We start from the raw sequence: 17,551 nt of genomic DNA, 5'->3' as shown, positions 1-17,551 counted from the left end.
TAGGCAGCTGAAGATAAAAACAATCGATTCGATGTTTAAGTTAATGTAATTATGCCGAAAAGGCAGTGAGTAGTAATTGAAAAAACCAGTCTTATATTCAAAGGTTGGTTTTTTTGTTTTTAGCGTTATAACTTTTATTTCACTGTTATTCAGCGCCATTTAAATTGAGAATCTCAAGCAGGTATTCAATTTCTTTTCCATGAGCTTAGCTTGTGCCGTTATTATCAACTACGCCTCTCAAAACTACACTAAAAGCTAACAAGAGACTATGACGTCAATAGCTAATTTTAAGCTTTTGGCGCTTCCCACATAAGAGGTTTCTGGGACATGCACCTGTCCAGCTAGCAAAGCGATGTGGCGCCAAAGCAAACAAATACAGACGGGTGAAAAAATCTATGTCCGTTTTACGGGTTATTTAAAGGATTGCAGAGCGTGCCCACTTCAGAGGCAATGTATGCGCAACAAACCGAACAAGACCGGCCGACAAGTACAATTCCAACTCAATGAAAATAAACAGCTCAATCACACCGCCAGAATGAAAATCAAAATAGACAGTGGCTCAGGACGCCAGCAATACAGCAAAAGGTTAGGTGCAATAGAGCCTGTATTTGGCAATATCACCGTCAATAAAGGCATGAATCAGTTTACCTTACGAGGCAAAGACAAGGTGAACGCGCAATGGCAAATGTACTGCTTAGTTCATAATATAGAAAAATTAAGACATGCTCTGTCATAAAGCCCAAAAGCATGCTGTTCGACTGTAACAATAAACGCTTCAGCCCTGAAAACACCTTATTTAGCCACATTATTCGTATAATTCCCTAAAAATAAAAACCGTCAAAAACGTTTACGTTTTTGATTGTTAAATGAATTAATTAAGATAGAGTGGAATGTATAAACAAATAAATCAAAAAAACGAGTAAATCTACAGGCTCGTTAGGCAATCAACAAAGTGGAGTATTTATGCAATTTTTAAGAAATTTAGCTGCTTGGTATAACTCAAAAACCAACAGGCAAGTAAATATACTCAGATTAACCGTGGTTTTATTATCGGCTATACCAATCATTGGGTGGGTTTTTATTGCACCGTGGCTGATACCACTAACCCTTTTTCTAGAGTTCCACCGTCAACCCGAAGCTAAGGAACCCACCAAGCCTGAGTAAACGATGGAAGTGATAATAACAATAGCCACTCTTTTGGGTGGCGTATCTGCATTATGGCTTTTCTGGGATAAGTGAAATCAATATTTCTACTAATATTCAGTAACAGAACTGAACCAGAAAATATCTTGGCCATTTCGGATGATGAGTTTGCAATGCTAGAAAAGATCTTAAAACTCAAAGCTCAAAAAAGCTATCTAGCAGTATCTGATTTAGAGCTTTCGCTTTGCAAAGCTCTGGTAAACCAAGGTTGGCTTGACCAAAATACCGACCTTACTTTCACACTTGCACGAAAGGCACTCAAGCATTATGCCTAACAAGTTGCTGCACTCGGACAAATTTTCCGCTGCGCTCCAAATTTGCCGGTGAGCAAGGCGTTGAGGCTGTAGAATTACTCATTTGGTCAAGTTTTTAGGTGATTTAAGGGGGCTCAAATGCATTGCTTACTACGAGATAATCGCTTAGAAAGCGATACAGGAGGTCAAAAAAATGGCCAAATTTATAAAAATAGAAATTCTACAGTCTCGTTAGCATGCTAAAAGGCTGCACATAGATATTTAGGTTCAAAGGGAAGTTATAATGGGAACAATAAAATTTATACTAAAAATGATAGCCATTATTTTGGTCGTCAAAGTTTTTTTCTTTTTTGTAGGTACGGTTTCAAAAAATAAAACAGTTGAAAAGCCAATGATTGAGCGCTTTGTAAATGAGTTTGTCATTAATAACTCAGCTTTTAAATACCCTATGAAAGTAGATGACGTTACAAATATAAGAGGACGTAAACTTATTAAAGAAAACGGTATCTATTTTGTAGTTGAGGATTTGCAAATGAATGTCGCGCGTGAGACGTTCGAAATTCCTTATCAAGAGGTTGGTGATATGGTTAAACAAGAGTCATTAGCTCTTATTTGCAAGCACTTTAAAGAAGAGAGAGAAAATTTGTTCAAGGGATATTCACAGGTTGGCTTAATTCAAAAATACGTTGACGTGAATAACAACTTTGTAGCAGAAGTGAGGTTTCATATTTCAGACTGTTAGTGAATTTCAATGGTAAAAGATGCTCCGTTTACTTTAGGTATCTGCCATCATTTTCTAGGTGGATAAGTCTTTTTAGTGTGAATAAACGCATGCAAACAATCAACTCGGACTAATAAAGCTTGGCTTGGTTCGCTGTGCTCACAATTATAGCCAAGCTTTATTAGCCCGTTGAGGCTGTAGAATTTCTAATTCAGTCAAGTTTTTAACTGATTTTTGGGGTGTTAAACGCATTCCTTACTATGGAATAATCGCATACAGTGCGATACAGGAGCTCGAAATATTGGTTAAATTGACAAAAATAGAAATTCTACAGGCTCGTTATGTGAAAAAACCATGAGAACCACCAGTATTACTTTAACCGTACTAGTGTTTGCATTTATCAGTTTAAATATCTATTGGTATGCTAAAACCCAAGGTTTGAGTAACAAAATAAATTATCACGCGACTCATAACTGTGAACTTCAACAATTTTCTTTACTTGTTTCAAAGGTTCCTATTGGTACAAGCATCGATCAATTGAACGAGATTTGTTCAACCACTTTTATTAAGTGTAATATGCAATCAAATCAAATATTGTTTAACTTTGCACAGGATTGCCCTAGCTCAGGCAGGCCATATTGTGGCTTTGTGATCCAGACCCACGATGGTAAAGTAAAAAATATACAGTCAGGCTATCCATGCCATTAAGCAACAATCACATAACAAAGTGCAGCAACAGACTCGGGCGCTCGGCACTTTTTGTGCAAAAGACCGCACAAAAACCGCCAATCACCCTCGCAGTTGTGCACGGCGTTATACGTAATTATGAAAATTAAGCTCGCTGCAATATTTTTAATCCTAAGTTTTAATTGTTTTGGAAGTAATATGGAACAAGGAAAAGTTGAAACTCAAAAGTTATTTGATGCTGTATTTCCAATAGCTAAACAACTTTTGTTGGAAAATGAAGAGTTCTTTCCATTTGGTGAAATAATGAAACCAAATGGCGAACAAGTTAACTTGTCTGCTTCAAATGGTGAAGAAAAACCTAAATCATCAGAATTAATCGACTTACTTAAAAATCACTACATCGATTCAGCTCAAGCCAAAGAAATTATTGCGTCAGCTTTGGTTTATGACGTTATGGTTAATGGCTCTGATTCAATTGCTGTAGATTTAGATCACGTTAGTGGTTATTCAGTTGTCGTTGTCGTACCTTACGAATTAACTGAAACAGAGTTAATCATTGGTAAAATGTTCACTACTAAAGGTAAAGGTGTAATCTTTAAGTAAGGTGTACATTACGTATAACAAGTGAACTCAATAATAGCTAGTTGTGTCAACTGGCTTTTAAGTCGCCTTACTTGTTTACAACCTTCTCAAAAGCACGCTATAAATAGGCTATTTTATTAATGGCAACACACAATTTAAAATGAACTTTTCAAATATGGATCTAAAATCAGCTAAGTCGGCTAGTGTAGCTTTAAAAACATTTTTTAACATCATGAAAGTATGGTGTGTTAGTGAAGAGAATCAACGTATTTTCATCGGTGGCCCTGATAAGTTTATATTCGTGAGATGGAAAAGAGGTAATGCATCAACCTTAACCTATGATGTGCTGAAACGTATCTCTTATGTTTTCGGTGTTTATAAAAACTTAAGAATACTATTTCCTAAAATAGCGCAGGCTAATGAGTGGCTCACTAAGCCAAACGAGGACTTTAATGGCTCTTCAGCGCTGGATTTAATGGCTACTGGACAAATAGTAAATTTGCGTAATGTAAGACACTATTTAGATGCGAGGCTATAGTGTTATTGTAAAGTGGGTCGCCTAATGTTTGAATAGAAGTCGGATTTTCCAGCTTTTACTAGACACCGGCTTATAATCTTAAAGTATAAAACGGAAGAAAGCTTCCGGTTTATACGCTTATATTGCTATATTGCGGAAGTAAACTTCCGTTTTTGATAGTGTTAACCTAGATAACTATATGAGCCATTTTTCGGGGGCTTATTTGAGCACAAACCCTAAATATCCAATGCATTAATCCTATATTTATGAATTAAGGATTCTTCAGACTTAATGTAATTCATTTTAATCATTCAGGTGTTTACCTAAATCTAAACCTACTTAAATTTAAGGTGTGGACTTTAGTTAATAAATCTCAATCAAAGTGCCACATTTTGCTGAATTCAAAAAATTCTAAAGTTGCTTAAGTGTCGCTGGCCACTATGTCATTGTATGGTTGTATTTTATGTCGGTGTATGGTTGTAGGTTTTTTGTAAGTTATTGATATGCCGACCCAGTGTATGTCACGCTTTGCTTGCAGCGACAATCTAGGATCTTATTGCTGTTTTATGTTAGAATTCGCACAATTTTTTGGCATAGAAAAGTAGCACAGCAATGATCTTAGATGATATTCGCATCGTTTTAGTTAACACCTCACACTCTGGCAACATTGGTTCGGCGGCCCGCGCCATGAAAACCATGGGCTTATCAAAGCTTTATTTAGTAGACCCTGCTTGTGAAGTAGATAGCCATGCAAGCGCGCTTGCAGCCGGTGCTACCGATGTATTAGGCAATGCGGTTATTGTTGATACCGTGGCTGATGCCATTGCCGATTGTGCATTAACAATTGGCACAAGCGCACGCTCGCGCACGTTGTCTTGGCCTATGGTCGAGCCGCGTGAGTGCGGTGAAAAGCTAGTTGCTGAGGCGGCGAATGGCCCAGTAGCACTTGTATTTGGTCGTGAAAATAGCGGATTGACCAACGAAGAGCTACAACTGTGTAACTACCATGTATGCATTCCTGCAAATCCTGAATATAGCTCGCTTAATTTAGCTATGGCCGTGCAAACACTAAGCTACGAAACGCGTATGGCGTTTTTAAATCAGCAGCCAAAGGCAGAGCAAGCAGACGATGAGACTGCTTATCCTAGTTCAAAACAAACAGAGTTATTTTACGAGCATTTAGAACAGACGCTTGATAACACTGGTTTTATTATTAAGCAGCACCCAGGTTTAGTGATGACTAAGCTACGTCGTTTGTTTAACCGAGCTCGCCCAGAAGAGGCTGAGCTAAACATACTGCGCGGTATTCTTACCTCAATTAATAAATCTATTCCTAAGTAAGGTATAGCATTTGGTTATAAAAACCTGCGGGTAAATAACGAGCTAATACTTGACTAAAACACTCAGGTAATTACAATACACCTAATACTTGACCAAAAAGGTCAAGTATTAAAAATTTGTTAATAGAACAAGGTTCTTAATCAAATTTTTATCAAGTGATAATACTTGACTATTTTACTCTGGTAATTAAAATTTGCACTCTTTTGTGCGGGGGGCGTTATGAAGTTAACATCAAAAGGCAGATATGCCGTAACAGCTATGCTGGATGTTGCACTACATGCGAGTGTAGGCCCTGTAGCCCTTGCTGATATTTCACAAAGACAAGAAATTTCTTTGTCTTACCTTGAGCAATTATTTGCCCGTTTACGTAAGAATGGCCTAGTGAGCTCGGTTCGTGGTCCTGGCGGGGGGTATTTGCTAGGTCGAGAAGCCACGGTTATCTCTGTTGGCGACGTTATTAGCGCTGTAGACGAATCGGTAGATGCAACACGCTGCCAAGGTGCCGATACCGGGTGTCAAAGTGGTATGCGGTGTTTAACTCACAGCTTATGGTCTGATTTAAGCGCACGCATCGAAGAGTTTTTAAATAATATTACCTTAGCTGAATTGGTGGAAAAGTCAGATGTAAAAGAAATTGCATCTCGCCAAGACAACAGCATCAATAATGCAATTAAGCAGTTGGAAAACATTCAAGTAAGCTGTCAACTATAAAGTTGACCTGCAGCGGAGAGAGAAATGAAGTTACCGATTTATTTAGATTACGCAGCGACCACGCCTGTTGATGAGCGTGTTGCAAAAGAAATGATGCAATGCCTGACAATGGACGGTAATTTTGGTAATCCTGCGTCACGTTCGCACCGTTTTGGTTGGCAAGCTGAAGAAGTAGTTGACCAAGCGCGTACTGACATTGCCGATTTAATTAATGCCGACCCACGTGAAATTGTTTTCACCTCGGGCGCTACAGAATCAAATAACCTTGCAATTAAAGGTGCAGCGCAGTTTTACAAAAAGAAAGGTAAGCACGTTATTACCGCTAAAACTGAGCACAAAGCAGTAATCGACACGTGTCGTGAGCTCGAGCGTCAAGGCTTTGAAGTAACCTACATGGACGTTGAAGAGAACGGCCTACTAGATCTTAAAAAGCTTGAAGAAACAATGCGTGAAGACACTGTACTTGTAAGCATTATGCACGTAAATAACGAGCTAGGTGTAATTCAAGACATTAACACCATTGGTGAAATGTGTCGTGAACGTAAGATAATGTTCCACGTAGACGCAGCACAAAGCGCAGGTAAAGTACTAATCGATGTGCAACAACTTAAAGTTGACTTTATGTCGTTCTCTGCTCACAAAGTATACGGTCCTAAAGGTATTGGTGCACTTTATGTGCGTCGTAAACCACGTGCTCGCTTAGAAGCGCAAATGCACGGTGGCGGTCACGAACGTGGTATGCGTTCAGGTACACTTGCAACGCATCAGCTAGTAGGTATGGGTGCAGCATTTAGAATTGCTAAGCAAGATTTTGAAAAAGATCACGCACATATCAGTGCATTACGTAAGCGCCTAATTGATGGCATTATGGCTGATATGGACGAAGTATACTTTAACGGCGCACAAGACCAATCTGTTCCAGGTATTGTGAATATCAGCTTTAACTTTGTTGAAGGTGAGTCGCTACTTATGGCAGTAAAAGATATAGCGGTATCGTCTGGTTCTGCGTGTACATCAGCAAGTTTAGAGCCTTCATATGTATTGCGCGCACTTGGTCGCAACGACGAACTAGCACACAGTTCAATTCGCTTCAGTATTGGTCGTTTCACTACCGAAGAAGAAATTGATTACACCGTTGAATTAATTAAAAACTCTATCGGTCGCCTACGCGAGATGTCTCCTTTGTGGGAAATGCATCAAGAAGGTATTGATTTAGATTCAGTTGAATGGGCTCACCACTAATACGTGTGAGCATCTACCGTAGCAGGTAATGAGGATAGAATTATGGCTTATAGTGATAAAGTAATCGACCACGTAGAAAACCCACGTAACGTGGGCGTTCTTGACAAAAACGATCCGTCAGTGGCAACGGGTATGGTTGGCGCACCAGCATGTGGTGACGTAATGAAATTGCAAATTAAAGTATCGTCTGAAGGCGTTATTGAAGATGCTAAATTTAAAACATACGGTTGTGGTAGTGCAATTGCTTCATCGTCACTGGTAACAGAGTGGGTGAAAGGTAAAACACTAGACGAAGCAGCAACCATTAAAAACACTGATATCAGTGCAGAGCTTGAATTACCACCAGTGAAAATTCACTGTTCAATTTTAGCTGAAGATGCAATTCAAGCAGCAATTGCTGATTACAAAAGCAAACAAGCGAAGTAAGAGATACTCATGGCAGTGACATTGACAGATGCGGCAGCAAACCGCGTACAATCATTTTTAGCAAACCGCGGTAAGGGTTTAGGCCTGCGCGTTGGCATTAAAACGACGGGCTGTTCAGGTCTTGCTTATGTACTTGAGTTTGTTGATGAGCTAAACGAAGACGATGAAACCTTTAAAGCTAAAGGCGTTACATTAATTGTGGATGCTAAAAGCTTGGTTTATATCGATGGCACAGAGCTTGACTACACCAAAGAAGGTTTAAATGAAGGGTTTAAATTTAATAACCCTAACCAAGCCGATGAGTGTGGTTGTGGCGAAAGTTTTACCGTTTAAGCTCAACTACCTTCGTAGTATTTATAAGCCCTGCCAGTAATTGTAGGGCTTTATTATTTGTGAATTATATTGGTTGAAGTTATGCGTTATTTTGAGTTATTTGCGATACCTGTTGATTATAATATCGACATGGCCACAATAAATAAGCACTACCTTGAGCTGCAACGCGCAGTGCACCCTGATCGTCAGGCTAATGCGAGTAGTCGCGATAAGTTGATGGCTGTACAAAGCACGGCTGAAATTAACGATGCCCTACAAACACTTAAGCACCCAGTTAAACGGGCCGAATATATGCTAAGTGAGTTAGGTGTTGATATTCGTGCAGAGCAGCAAACACTGCAAGATCCAATGTTTTTAATGCAGCAAATGGAGCTGCGTGAAGAGCTTGAAGAGCTTGCATCGGCGAGTGACCCTGATACCGCAATTGCTAATTTTGAATCACAAATAAAACAATTAAAAGCCCAGTACAGTAATGAACTTGCCGAGCAACTTGCAAGTAACGATGAGGCGCAATATCAACAAGCTGCTGATAATATTCGCAAATTAAAGTTTGTATATAAACTGAAAGACGAGCTTGAGCGCATTGAAGACAGTTTATTTGACGATTAATTACTTGCTGTAAAGCGAGCAACACGAGTTAAAAGAGCATTATGGCATTATTGCAAATTGCTGAGCCGGGGCAGAGCGCGGCACCACATGAACATAAATTAGCTATAGGAATTGACCTAGGCACCACAAATTCATTGGTAGCAACGGTACAAAGTGGCGAAGCCCGTACATTAACAGATGAGCTTGGTGCTGCCATGCTGCCATCGGTTGTACGCTATCAAGCCGGTGGTATAACAGTCGGTACTGAAGCTGCACAAGCAGCAACACAAGACCCAGCAAACACCCTAATTTCAGTTAAACGTTTTTTAGGTAAAACCCAAGCTGAAATTGAACAAAGTTATGGCCAGCTACCTTATCAATTTTGTGAAGACAACGGTTCACTAGCTATTCAAACAGCAGCTGGAAAAATAAGCCCTGTAACAGCTTCTAGCCATATTTTATCAGCATTAAAAGCACGTGCAGAGCAAAGTTTTGGTAACCAAGACATTTTAGGTGCTGTCATAACCGTACCGGCTTACTTTGATGATGCACAACGTCAAAGCACTAAAGATGCAGCCGAGCTTGCGGGCATAAACGTATTGCGCTTATTAAACGAGCCAACCGCTGCGGCAGTTGCCTATGGTTTAGATTCAGGCCAAGAAGGCATTATCGCCGTTTATGATTTAGGTGGAGGCACCTTTGATATTTCAATACTTCGTTTGCACCAAGGTGTGTTTGAAGTAATGGCTACCGGCGGTGACTCAAGCTTAGGCGGTGATGATTTCGATGCGTTATTGGTGGACTACTTTAAGCAGCAAACCGGTATTTCTACATTATCGCCTTCTGTGCTGCGCTTATTTATAAATAAAGCAAAAGCCTGTAAAGAAGCACTGAGCCAGTACGCAAAAGTGAATGTAGTACTTGAATTTGACGAGCAAAAACACACCGTAGAAGTTACACGCGAGACTTTTGACGAGTTGGCTATGCCGCTTGTTAAAAAAACGCTTCGCTCGTGTCGCCGTGCGGTAAAAGATGCTGGCATTGAAAACGAAGAAGTGCTGCAGGTTGTAATGGTAGGTGGCTCAACACGTATGCCACTGGTTCGCAGCCAAGTGGAAAGCTTTTTTGAAAAAGAACCGCTTACATCTATCGACCCTGATCGCGTTGTGGCATTAGGTGCCGCATTACAAGCTGATGTATTAGTGGGCAACAAGCCTGATTCTGACATGCTATTACTTGATGTATTGCCACTGTCGCTTGGACTTGAAACGATGGGTGGGTTAGTTGAAAAAATAATTCCGCGTAATACCACTATTCCTGTGGCTCGAGCACAAGAATTTACTACGTTTAAAGATGGCCAAACAGCTATGTCTTTACACGTACTTCAAGGTGAACGCGAACTGGTTGACGATTGCCGCTCGCTCGCTAAATTTAGTTTAAAAGGCATACCGGCTATGGCTGCAGGTGCTGCACATATTCGTGTTACCTTTAAAGTGGATGCCGATGGCTTGCTGAGTGTATCAGCAATGGAAAAATCAACAGGTGTGCAAGCTGAAATACAAGTTAAACCTTCGTTTGGCTTATCTGATGACCAAGTGGCTAACATGCTAAAAGAGTCAATGAGCAATGCTAAAGACGATATGCAAGCACGCATGCTTAAAGAGCAGCAAGTTGAAGCTCTTCGTGTTATAGAAGCGCTAGAAGCATCACTTGCGACGGATGGTGATTTGCTTGATGATATTCAGCTTGCTAATTTAAGAGCTGAAATAAGCGAGCTTGCTAAGGTGCGCGAAACAGCGACACAACCAAGTGATATTAAAGCCGCAATTGAAAAAGTAGATAACGCTAGCAGCGATTTTGCCTCGCGCAGAATGGATGCATCAATTAAAAAAGCCCTTACAGGGCAGTCAGTAGACAACGTTTAAAGAGGTTAGAATGCCACAAATTATTTTTCTTCCCCATCCGGAATTATGTCCTGACGGTGCAGCACTAGAAGCGCCACAGGGCGAAACAGTCCTTGATGTGGCCCTTAAAAATGGCATTAGTATTCCCCATGCATGTGAAAAATCGTGTGCATGTACCACGTGCCACTTAGTAATTCGCGAAGGCTTTGACTCACTAGATGAAAGCGACGAGCTAGAAGACGACATGTTAGATAAAGCATGGGGCTTAGAGCCAGAATCACGCTTAGGATGCCAAGCAGTGATTAAAGATGAAGACTTAGTGGTTGAAATACCAAAGTACAATCTCAATATCGTTAATGAAGAGCATTAGTTTTTAATTAACGATAATTTTTTAAAAGCCGCTGTTTTTTACAGCGGCTTTTTTGTTTGAGAAACCGCGTGAGCACGTAGCAGCGACTTTACGTCGCGTTTTTAAAATTGAATGTTTACGTTTTTTAGCTTGATATCACGGTCGCGGGGTGAACCCGCTGCTACGTGTTTTACCAAACCCATATAACTATTGCGGAGGTCCATTTTGAGTAATCTTATTTTCAGTGACTCGTTTATTAATGGTGCATTTTACAAAACCAATAAACGTTTTAGCGTTGACGATCCTGCTACCGAAAAAACTATTGTTGAAGTAAGTGATATAGATGAGCAAGGCGTTAATAGTGCAATAAAGGCAGCACAAGGCGCATTCATTAAATTAAAGTCAACCAATGCTACTGAGCGAAGTGAGACGCTCATGCGCTGGTATGATTTAGTAATAAAACACAAGCAAACCCTTGCAGAGCTAATGACCAAAGAGCAAGGTAAGCCGCTTAAAGAGTCATTAGGTGAAATAGATTACGGCGCTGGGTTTATAAAGTGGTTTGCAGAAGAAGCCAAACGCAGTTACGGCGATGTGATCCCCCAAACCGACGATACACATAGATTAACGAGCTTTAAGCAACCTGTAGGCGTAGTAGCAGGTATCACACCGTGGAATTTTCCGGTTGCAATGGTAACGCGTAAAGTGGCGCCAGCATATGCTGCAGGCTGTAGTTTTGTGTTAAAACCTTCAGAATACACGCCCTTATGCGCACTAGCATTGGCGCATCTTGCCGACCAGGCAGGGTTTGTTAAAGGCGCTTTCAATGTGTTGGTTTCGCAAGATGCAAAAACAGTAGGCAAAATGCTGACAGACTCAGAAGTGGTGCGTAAATTTACTTTTACCGGCTCTACTGGGGTGGGCAAACAGCTGCTTTCGCAATGTGCTGATACAATTAAACGTACATCTATGGAGCTTGGTGGTAATGCACCGTTTATTATTTTTGATAATGCCGATATAGACGAAGCAATTGAAGGCCTTATGGCGGCTAAGTTTAGAAACAGCGGCCAAGCTTGTGTAGCTGCAAACCGCATTTTTATTCAGCGCAGTATTTTAGATGAAGTGCTTGATAAAATTACCCCTAAAGTAGCCGCGTTAAATGTGGCAAATGGGTTTGAAGATAGGGTAGATATTGGCCCGCTAATTTACCCAAAAGCCAAAGAGAAAGTGCAGCAGCTTGTGCAAGATGCACTTGATAAAGGCGCAAAGCTAATAGGGGATAACAGCGACTTAGGCGGCAGCTTTCAAAACCCGCTCATTGTGACTAACGTAACGACCGAAATGGATATATACCACGAAGAAGTATTTGGCCCGGTATTAACGGTTATTCCTTTTGATGAGGAAAGCGAGGTGCTAGCCCTTGCTAATGACGTTCCTTATGGCTTAGCAGCATATTTTTATAGCCAAAATATCAAGCAAATCTACCGTATTAGCGAAGGGCTAGAGTTTGGTATGGTTGGCGTTAATGAAGGGGTTATATCTAACCCTGTAGCACCGTTTGGAGGCGTTAAGCAATCAGGATTAGGCCGAGAAGGCGGCCATCAAGGGCTTGATGAATACCTTGAAGAAAAATACGTGTGTATCAAGGTTTAAAAAACGCTAAGGCACTTAAACCATAAAAAATTGGTTTATTCAGCACGGTTTAGGTTACTAATAGCAATTCGCTTAATTAAGTACTGTATATTGCGCATTGGTACAGGTTTATAACTACAGGCCACCTTTTTATTGCTAGATATAGGCCTTAGTGCTACATTTACGGCATAATTTTTGTTTAAAAGTAATCAAAAATAAAAAGAATTTCTACTTGTAGAAATAACCCGTGTGTAAATGCCACCGCAAGGTGGCATTTTTTATAGCTTGTTGACTCAGCTCTACGGTCTCAAACAACATTTTCACTTACTTCCTTGATTTAACCCCGCCTATTTTTAAAAGTAATTCCTTGAGACATTAAAATAAAAACTTAAACGAGATCTAAGTTGGGAGCTATTTTAAAGCGCAGTTAAAAAATGAATATAAATAAAATGAGTGTGAAAGTTTTTTGTGTTGAGAGTAATAAATTAATAATTTATTTAGATATTGTAGGGAAGATTATATGAAAAAACAAAAGAAAAAAGTGGGGCGATTGACGGGGCTTGAACCCGCGACAACCGGAATCACAATCCGGGGCTCTACCAACTGAGCTACAACCGCCACTACACACCTCGTTTGGTGTGGCGCGCATAATACATAAAATAATAAATGTTGTGAAGCCTAAAACTAAAAAAAATCAAAAAAAATCAATATTTCATAAATTTACTTCGTTATCAGTAAAGGTTCATAAAGAGTATGTACTCTATGCGCGGGCTAAAAGTGGCTTAAAAAAACACTAAAACAACAACTTGCTAATTATAATTTACTATTTAATGAGAATAAAATGTAAATTAATGTATAATTACGTGCGGGAAATTGCTTAATAAAAACTATTTGGAGTTACTATGGATTCAATACTTACCTGGCTAAACGAAAACTCAGGTTTAATTTTACACTACGGCATTCAAGCTGTTATAGCATTAGTTATCTTTTTACTTGGTAGCCGCATTGCTAAGTTTTGTGCTGGCTTAACAGAAAAAGCGTTCGATAAAAAGAAAGTAGATAAAGCGGTAGGCTCGTTTGTATCGAGTATAGTTTACGCTATTGTATTTGCTGCGACTATTTTAATGGCGCTTTCGCAAATAGGCATCGAAACTACGTCGTTCATTGCTATTTTAGGTGCTGCTGGTTTAGCTGTTGGTTTAGCGCTTCAAGGTTCGCTGTCTAACTTTGCATCAGGCGTACTTATTATATTGCTTCGTCCATTTAAATCTGGTGAGTTTGTTGAAGCCGGCGGTAAAATGGGCACAGTTAAAAAAATAGAAATATTTTCTACAGAACTACGTACTCCAGATAACAAAGTTATAATCGTGCCAAACTCACAAATTATGTCGGGCGCTATTACTAACTTCTCTCGTGAGTCTACCCGCCGTATCGATTTAGTTATTGGTGTAAGTTACGAAGCCGACTTACGAAAAACAAAAGAAGTATTACAGTCAGTACTTGACGCAGAGTCTCGTTTACTTAAAGATCCTGCTTACACTGTTGCAGTTTCTGAACTGGCAGACTCAAGCGTCAACTTTATTGTCCGTCCTTGGGTAAACTCAGGCGATTACTGGCCGACTTACTGGTCATTATTAGAGAACATTAAAATTGCATTAGATGATGCAGATATTGCAATTCCATATCCGCAAATGGATGTACATTTACACAAGCAAGACTAATTCTAAGTACTAAATAGGTTATTTTTAATGAAATTAAAGCTTTTAACACTTTTAGTTGCAGCCTCTGCTGCAACTAACGCATTCGCAGAAGACGCTGAGAAAAAAACGTGGGAAGTAACAAGTGAGCTTGGTGCTATCGTCACGAGCGGTAACACTGAAACTACAACGTTAAAAGGCGGTTTAAAGGTATTACATCACCTAGAAAACTGGAACAACGAGTACAAAATCGACGGCATCTATAAAGAAGATGAAGTTGAAGATGACAACGGTGATAAAGAAAAGCAACGCACCAACGAAAAGTACTCAGCGTCTGCTCAAGGTAATTACAAGTTAAATGAAGAAAACTCTCATTTATTCATTTATGGTTCACACGTTTCAGACTATTTTGGCGCGTATAGAACTGAATCTGTAATTTCTGCAGGTTACGGCTTACGTTTAGTCGACCAGCCAGATATGTGGTTAAGTGCTGAGTTTGGTCCAGGTTACAAATTTTTTGAATACTCAGATGACAGCACCCAAGTTGACGAAGATGGTAACCTACTTGCAGGTGAAAGCGACAGTGAAGTAATTGCTTTAGGTAAATTAGACTATAACTGGCAAATTTCAGACAACGCACGTTTTACTCAACTTGTATCGGTTGAGTACGGTGATTCAAACACCAAAACGCGTTCTGAGACGGCACTGCTAACTAAAATAAATGGCTCGCTACAAATGAAAGTCGCTTTTAATGTTACCAACAACTCAGATGTTGCTGATGACGAAGAAAGTACAGATACAGAGACGTCATTAACGTTAGTATATAGTTTTTAACCAAACAAACGTATTTAATGACAGTTAAGTGACAAAAGGGACGAAAGTCCCTTTTTTATTTTAAAGCTTTATTTAAAACGGGTTGAAAAATTTTCTCTGCAATATATATGGAACCTTCTAATGTGAGGTGTCCATAGTCCCAAACTAAAGGGGTGTTATTGTCATCAACTTTAGCTAAACATTTATGATCCGAAGAACAAAGTGTATCTATAATCGATACGTATTGTATCGAAGAGTTATTATAGAGCTTCTTCAATATTGTGTTTACTTGTGTGGTTTCTTTAACAAAGTATATATCGTCTATATATTTTTCTTGAACATCGAAATGGCGCTTAACAATTGCTTTGGGTAGTGAAGGCCTCCACTGAGGTACCGGCCCTGCCAATATAATTTGAGCATTAATGTTGTTTCTTTCCAAAAACGCCACTATTTCAAAAAAATCATTTTTATGGTGGTCTAACTTTTGCGCTAATACAATTACCTTAGGGTGAATCTTTAAAATAGCTTCAGCCGCTTTTTTGTTAGATCTATCACATGCTTTTTTGAACTCTCCTTTGCTCACACTATCCTCTTTTACCAGAGGCCTACAGCCAGAAGTTGCTACTTGATTGAAATTTACTCTATGTAGAGTTTTTCTAAGCCCGTACCCTAATGCTTGAGCGTGTGAGTCTCCCCATACAAAAATACCGCCACTGCCGCCATTCGTACATGTGTTTGCAATATTTATTTTTGCTAGACTACCATCATAGTAGTTACATTCAGATCTATATGCTTGCTTTACAAAGCTAGAGACGTAACTTGCTTTTTGATATCTTTTTAAATAAAGCGCCGTATCAGATTGAGCTGCACTTCTAGCTTTTAAGTCAGCGCCAGTTGTGGAATAAATAGCTACAGAGAGAAGGGCGATAAACAGCGTCATTAAAACAGGTTTAAATTTAATAATATTTATAAATGACAAATTGGCTGGTTGTTTGAAGTCAATTGATTCAATATACCTATAAGAGAGCACTCCGAAAACCACAGATAGTAAAATGTAAACTATTGGTGAACCATGCCCTCCTGAACGTTCATAGTAAAAAATAACTAAGGGCCAGTGCCACAAATAGATAGAGTAAGACCATGTTCCTATTTTTTGAAAAATATAGTTTCCAGTTAAAAAACTATCATTATCACCTGCAATAATAATTAGGTATGCACCAAGACAAGGCATTAAAGCTAAAAAACTAGGCCAATAGTTTGTTTCGTCAATAAATGTATAACTAGCGATTATCAGAGTTACACCCACTAACTGAGGTGTTTTCTTTAACTTGCTATTAAATTTGAAGGGATACAAATAAGCAAGACCACCAATCATCATTTCCCAAGCTCTCGATGGCAAAAAATAATAAGCTAAATTTGGAGAGGCGTAACTAACATATATACAGTATAAAAATCCAACAATGGTTGAGCAGAGTAAGATTTTTTTGATTGTACTAAGAGTAAACGTTCTGTTTAATAAAAGTAATAATGCAGGGTAAATGATATAAAATTGCCATTCGACAGATAAAGACCACGTGTGCAATAACCATTTCTCGTGTGAAATAGCATCAAAATAGCCAGACTCTCGCCAATAAGCTAAATTAGAAACAAATCCCATACTTACACTAGTGTGTTTACTAAGTAATTGAAATTCAGAGGGGATTAAGAAAAACCAGCCATAAATAAGCAGTGCTAAGCAAAGTGTGGCTAAAGCAGGTATAATTCTACGAGCGCGAGCTAAATAAAAGCTTAATAGAGAAAAACTGTTAGTATCCAGCTTTTTGAAAATGATTCCCGTCATTAAATAACCAGAAATAACAAAGAAAACATCTACACCAGCAAATCCACCAGATAGCGTGGCTGGATTAAAGTGAAATAGTACAACGGCTATTACCGCAAAAGCCCTTAGTCCATTAATATCTTTTCTAAACTGCATAAATAAAAAGAACTGTCCATAATAAATATGTTGCAAGTATATATATAAGATTAACTCTAAGCAAAAGCGTAAAGTTTGGCGTAGCTAAAGGACATTTTATATCGATGCTAAAGTTTATGTTATTAAGGATTAAAGAGTTCGCTTTATGAGTGAATATATAAAATCCCATGGTTTTATTAGTAGCAATTCGCATAAGTAAGTGATCTATTTTAAGGATGGAAAAACGTGTTGATAGCAAGGCAAAAGATTCGCTATTTAGTTGTCCTAAATGAGAATCTTTTAACGCAGATAGCGACACGTTTAGCCCTACAAAATGATTAGATATTAGTGCGGATTGGTATAACTTAAGAGGGTTGAGTTAGTTGCTGTGTGCTTTGTATTTGGGTAAGGCTGAATATATGTATCCCTCAATGAATAGAGGGGAATATAGAATAAACTGAAAAAATGGCTACCCGAAAAGTTATATTTAGAAACAACTTACTCTTTGTTGCCTACACGGATGTAGGTAAGGAGCGTGAGCAGGACGCGGAAGCTTTGCCTACACGGATGTAGGTAAGGAGCGTGAGCAGGACGCGG

The 17,551-nt window shown here is 39.2% G+C and carries 16 protein-coding genes, 1 tRNA gene and 1 pseudogene; 16 read left to right on the top strand and 2 right to left on the bottom strand.

Annotated elements, in window-relative coordinates; all coding sequences use genetic code 11:
• Positions 1–343 precede the first annotated feature (343 nt).
• From AN391_RS17800 to AN391_RS17725, 14 genes and pseudogenes are all read left to right on the top strand, one after another.
• A pseudogene (locus AN391_RS17800) lies at positions 344–736 on the top strand (transposase); the annotation flags it as partial.
• A 499-nt stretch (positions 737–1,235) separates the two neighbouring features.
• The gene (locus AN391_RS17790) at positions 1,236–1,478 is read left to right on the top strand and encodes a hypothetical protein (RefSeq protein ID WP_055016635.1); all 243 of its coding nucleotides are present in this window, start codon (positions 1,236–1,238) and stop codon (positions 1,476–1,478) included.
• Between the two features lie 262 nt (positions 1,479–1,740).
• Positions 1,741–2,199 (top strand): hypothetical protein, encoded by a 459-nt coding sequence (locus tag AN391_RS17785; protein ID WP_055016634.1) that lies wholly within the window; start codon positions 1,741–1,743, stop codon positions 2,197–2,199.
• An 864-nt stretch (positions 2,200–3,063) separates the two neighbouring features.
• Positions 3,064–3,468: a hypothetical protein gene (locus AN391_RS17775; RefSeq protein ID WP_152967912.1), complete on the top strand. Its 405-nt coding sequence runs from the start codon at positions 3,064–3,066 to the stop codon at positions 3,466–3,468.
• Between the two features lie 139 nt (positions 3,469–3,607).
• Positions 3,608–3,985, top strand: a complete 378-nt coding sequence (locus tag AN391_RS17770; protein ID WP_055016631.1) for an MbcA/ParS/Xre antitoxin family protein — start codon at positions 3,608–3,610, stop codon at positions 3,983–3,985.
• A gap of 591 nt (positions 3,986–4,576) precedes the next feature.
• Positions 4,577–5,305: a tRNA (cytosine(32)/uridine(32)-2'-O)-methyltransferase TrmJ gene (trmJ, locus tag AN391_RS17765; protein WP_055016630.1), complete on the top strand. Its 729-nt coding sequence runs from the start codon at positions 4,577–4,579 to the stop codon at positions 5,303–5,305.
• Between the two features lie 219 nt (positions 5,306–5,524).
• Entirely contained in the window at positions 5,525–6,016 is a 492-nt protein-coding gene (gene iscR, locus AN391_RS17760; protein WP_055016629.1) for a Fe-S cluster assembly transcriptional regulator IscR, read from the top strand.
• Between the two features lie 24 nt (positions 6,017–6,040).
• The gene (locus tag AN391_RS17755) at positions 6,041–7,258 is read left to right on the top strand and encodes an IscS subfamily cysteine desulfurase (protein WP_055016628.1); all 1,218 of its coding nucleotides are present in this window, start codon (positions 6,041–6,043) and stop codon (positions 7,256–7,258) included.
• Between the two features lie 42 nt (positions 7,259–7,300).
• Positions 7,301–7,684, top strand: a complete 384-nt coding sequence (gene iscU, locus AN391_RS17750; protein WP_055016627.1) for a Fe-S cluster assembly scaffold IscU — start codon at positions 7,301–7,303, stop codon at positions 7,682–7,684.
• Positions 7,685–7,693: 9 nt separating this feature from the next.
• Positions 7,694–8,017: an iron-sulfur cluster assembly protein IscA gene (gene iscA / locus AN391_RS17745; RefSeq protein ID WP_004585773.1), complete on the top strand. Its 324-nt coding sequence runs from the start codon at positions 7,694–7,696 to the stop codon at positions 8,015–8,017.
• A gap of 81 nt (positions 8,018–8,098) precedes the next feature.
• Entirely contained in the window at positions 8,099–8,626 is a 528-nt protein-coding gene (hscB, locus tag AN391_RS17740) for a co-chaperone HscB (RefSeq protein WP_055016626.1), read from the top strand.
• A 41-nt stretch (positions 8,627–8,667) separates the two neighbouring features.
• Positions 8,668–10,530 (top strand): Fe-S protein assembly chaperone HscA, encoded by a 1,863-nt coding sequence (hscA, locus tag AN391_RS17735; RefSeq protein ID WP_055016625.1) that lies wholly within the window; start codon positions 8,668–8,670, stop codon positions 10,528–10,530.
• Between the two features lie 10 nt (positions 10,531–10,540).
• A complete protein-coding gene (fdx, locus tag AN391_RS17730; RefSeq protein WP_055016624.1) occupies positions 10,541–10,879 on the top strand; it encodes an ISC system 2Fe-2S type ferredoxin in 339 nt (112 codons plus the stop codon).
• A gap of 204 nt (positions 10,880–11,083) precedes the next feature.
• On the top strand, positions 11,084–12,511 hold the full coding sequence (locus AN391_RS17725) for an NAD-dependent succinate-semialdehyde dehydrogenase (protein WP_055016623.1): 1,428 nt from the start codon (positions 11,084–11,086) through the stop codon (positions 12,509–12,511).
• 521 nt (positions 12,512–13,032) lie between these two features.
• On the opposite strand, the gene AN391_RS17720 is transcribed toward AN391_RS17725, so the two are convergent.
• Positions 13,033–13,108 (bottom strand) — tRNA-His (locus AN391_RS17720).
• A 284-nt stretch (positions 13,109–13,392) separates the two neighbouring features.
• Between AN391_RS17720 and AN391_RS17715 the strand changes: the two genes are divergently transcribed.
• Together AN391_RS17715 and AN391_RS17710 are read left to right on the top strand one after the other, a co-directional pair.
• The gene (locus AN391_RS17715) at positions 13,393–14,211 is read left to right on the top strand and encodes a mechanosensitive ion channel family protein (protein ID WP_055016622.1); all 819 of its coding nucleotides are present in this window, start codon (positions 13,393–13,395) and stop codon (positions 14,209–14,211) included.
• 27 nt (positions 14,212–14,238) lie between these two features.
• On the top strand, positions 14,239–15,021 hold the full coding sequence (locus AN391_RS17710) for a YdiY family protein (protein WP_055016621.1): 783 nt from the start codon (positions 14,239–14,241) through the stop codon (positions 15,019–15,021).
• A gap of 55 nt (positions 15,022–15,076) precedes the next feature.
• Here the strand turns inward: AN391_RS17710 and AN391_RS17705 are convergent, their stop codons facing one another.
• Positions 15,077–16,975 carry an acyltransferase family protein gene (locus AN391_RS17705; protein WP_055016620.1) on the bottom strand — a complete coding sequence of 633 codons (1,899 nt, stop codon included), beginning with the start codon at positions 16,973–16,975 and terminating at the stop codon, positions 15,077–15,079.
• Between the last annotated feature and the right edge of the window lie 576 nt (positions 16,976–17,551).

This window comes from Pseudoalteromonas sp. P1-13-1a (assembly GCF_001401875.1).
Classification (GTDB): Bacteria; Pseudomonadota; Gammaproteobacteria; order Enterobacterales; family Alteromonadaceae; genus Pseudoalteromonas.
Note: the sequence above shows the minus strand (reverse complement) of the source record. Positions and strands in the feature narration are given on the sequence as shown.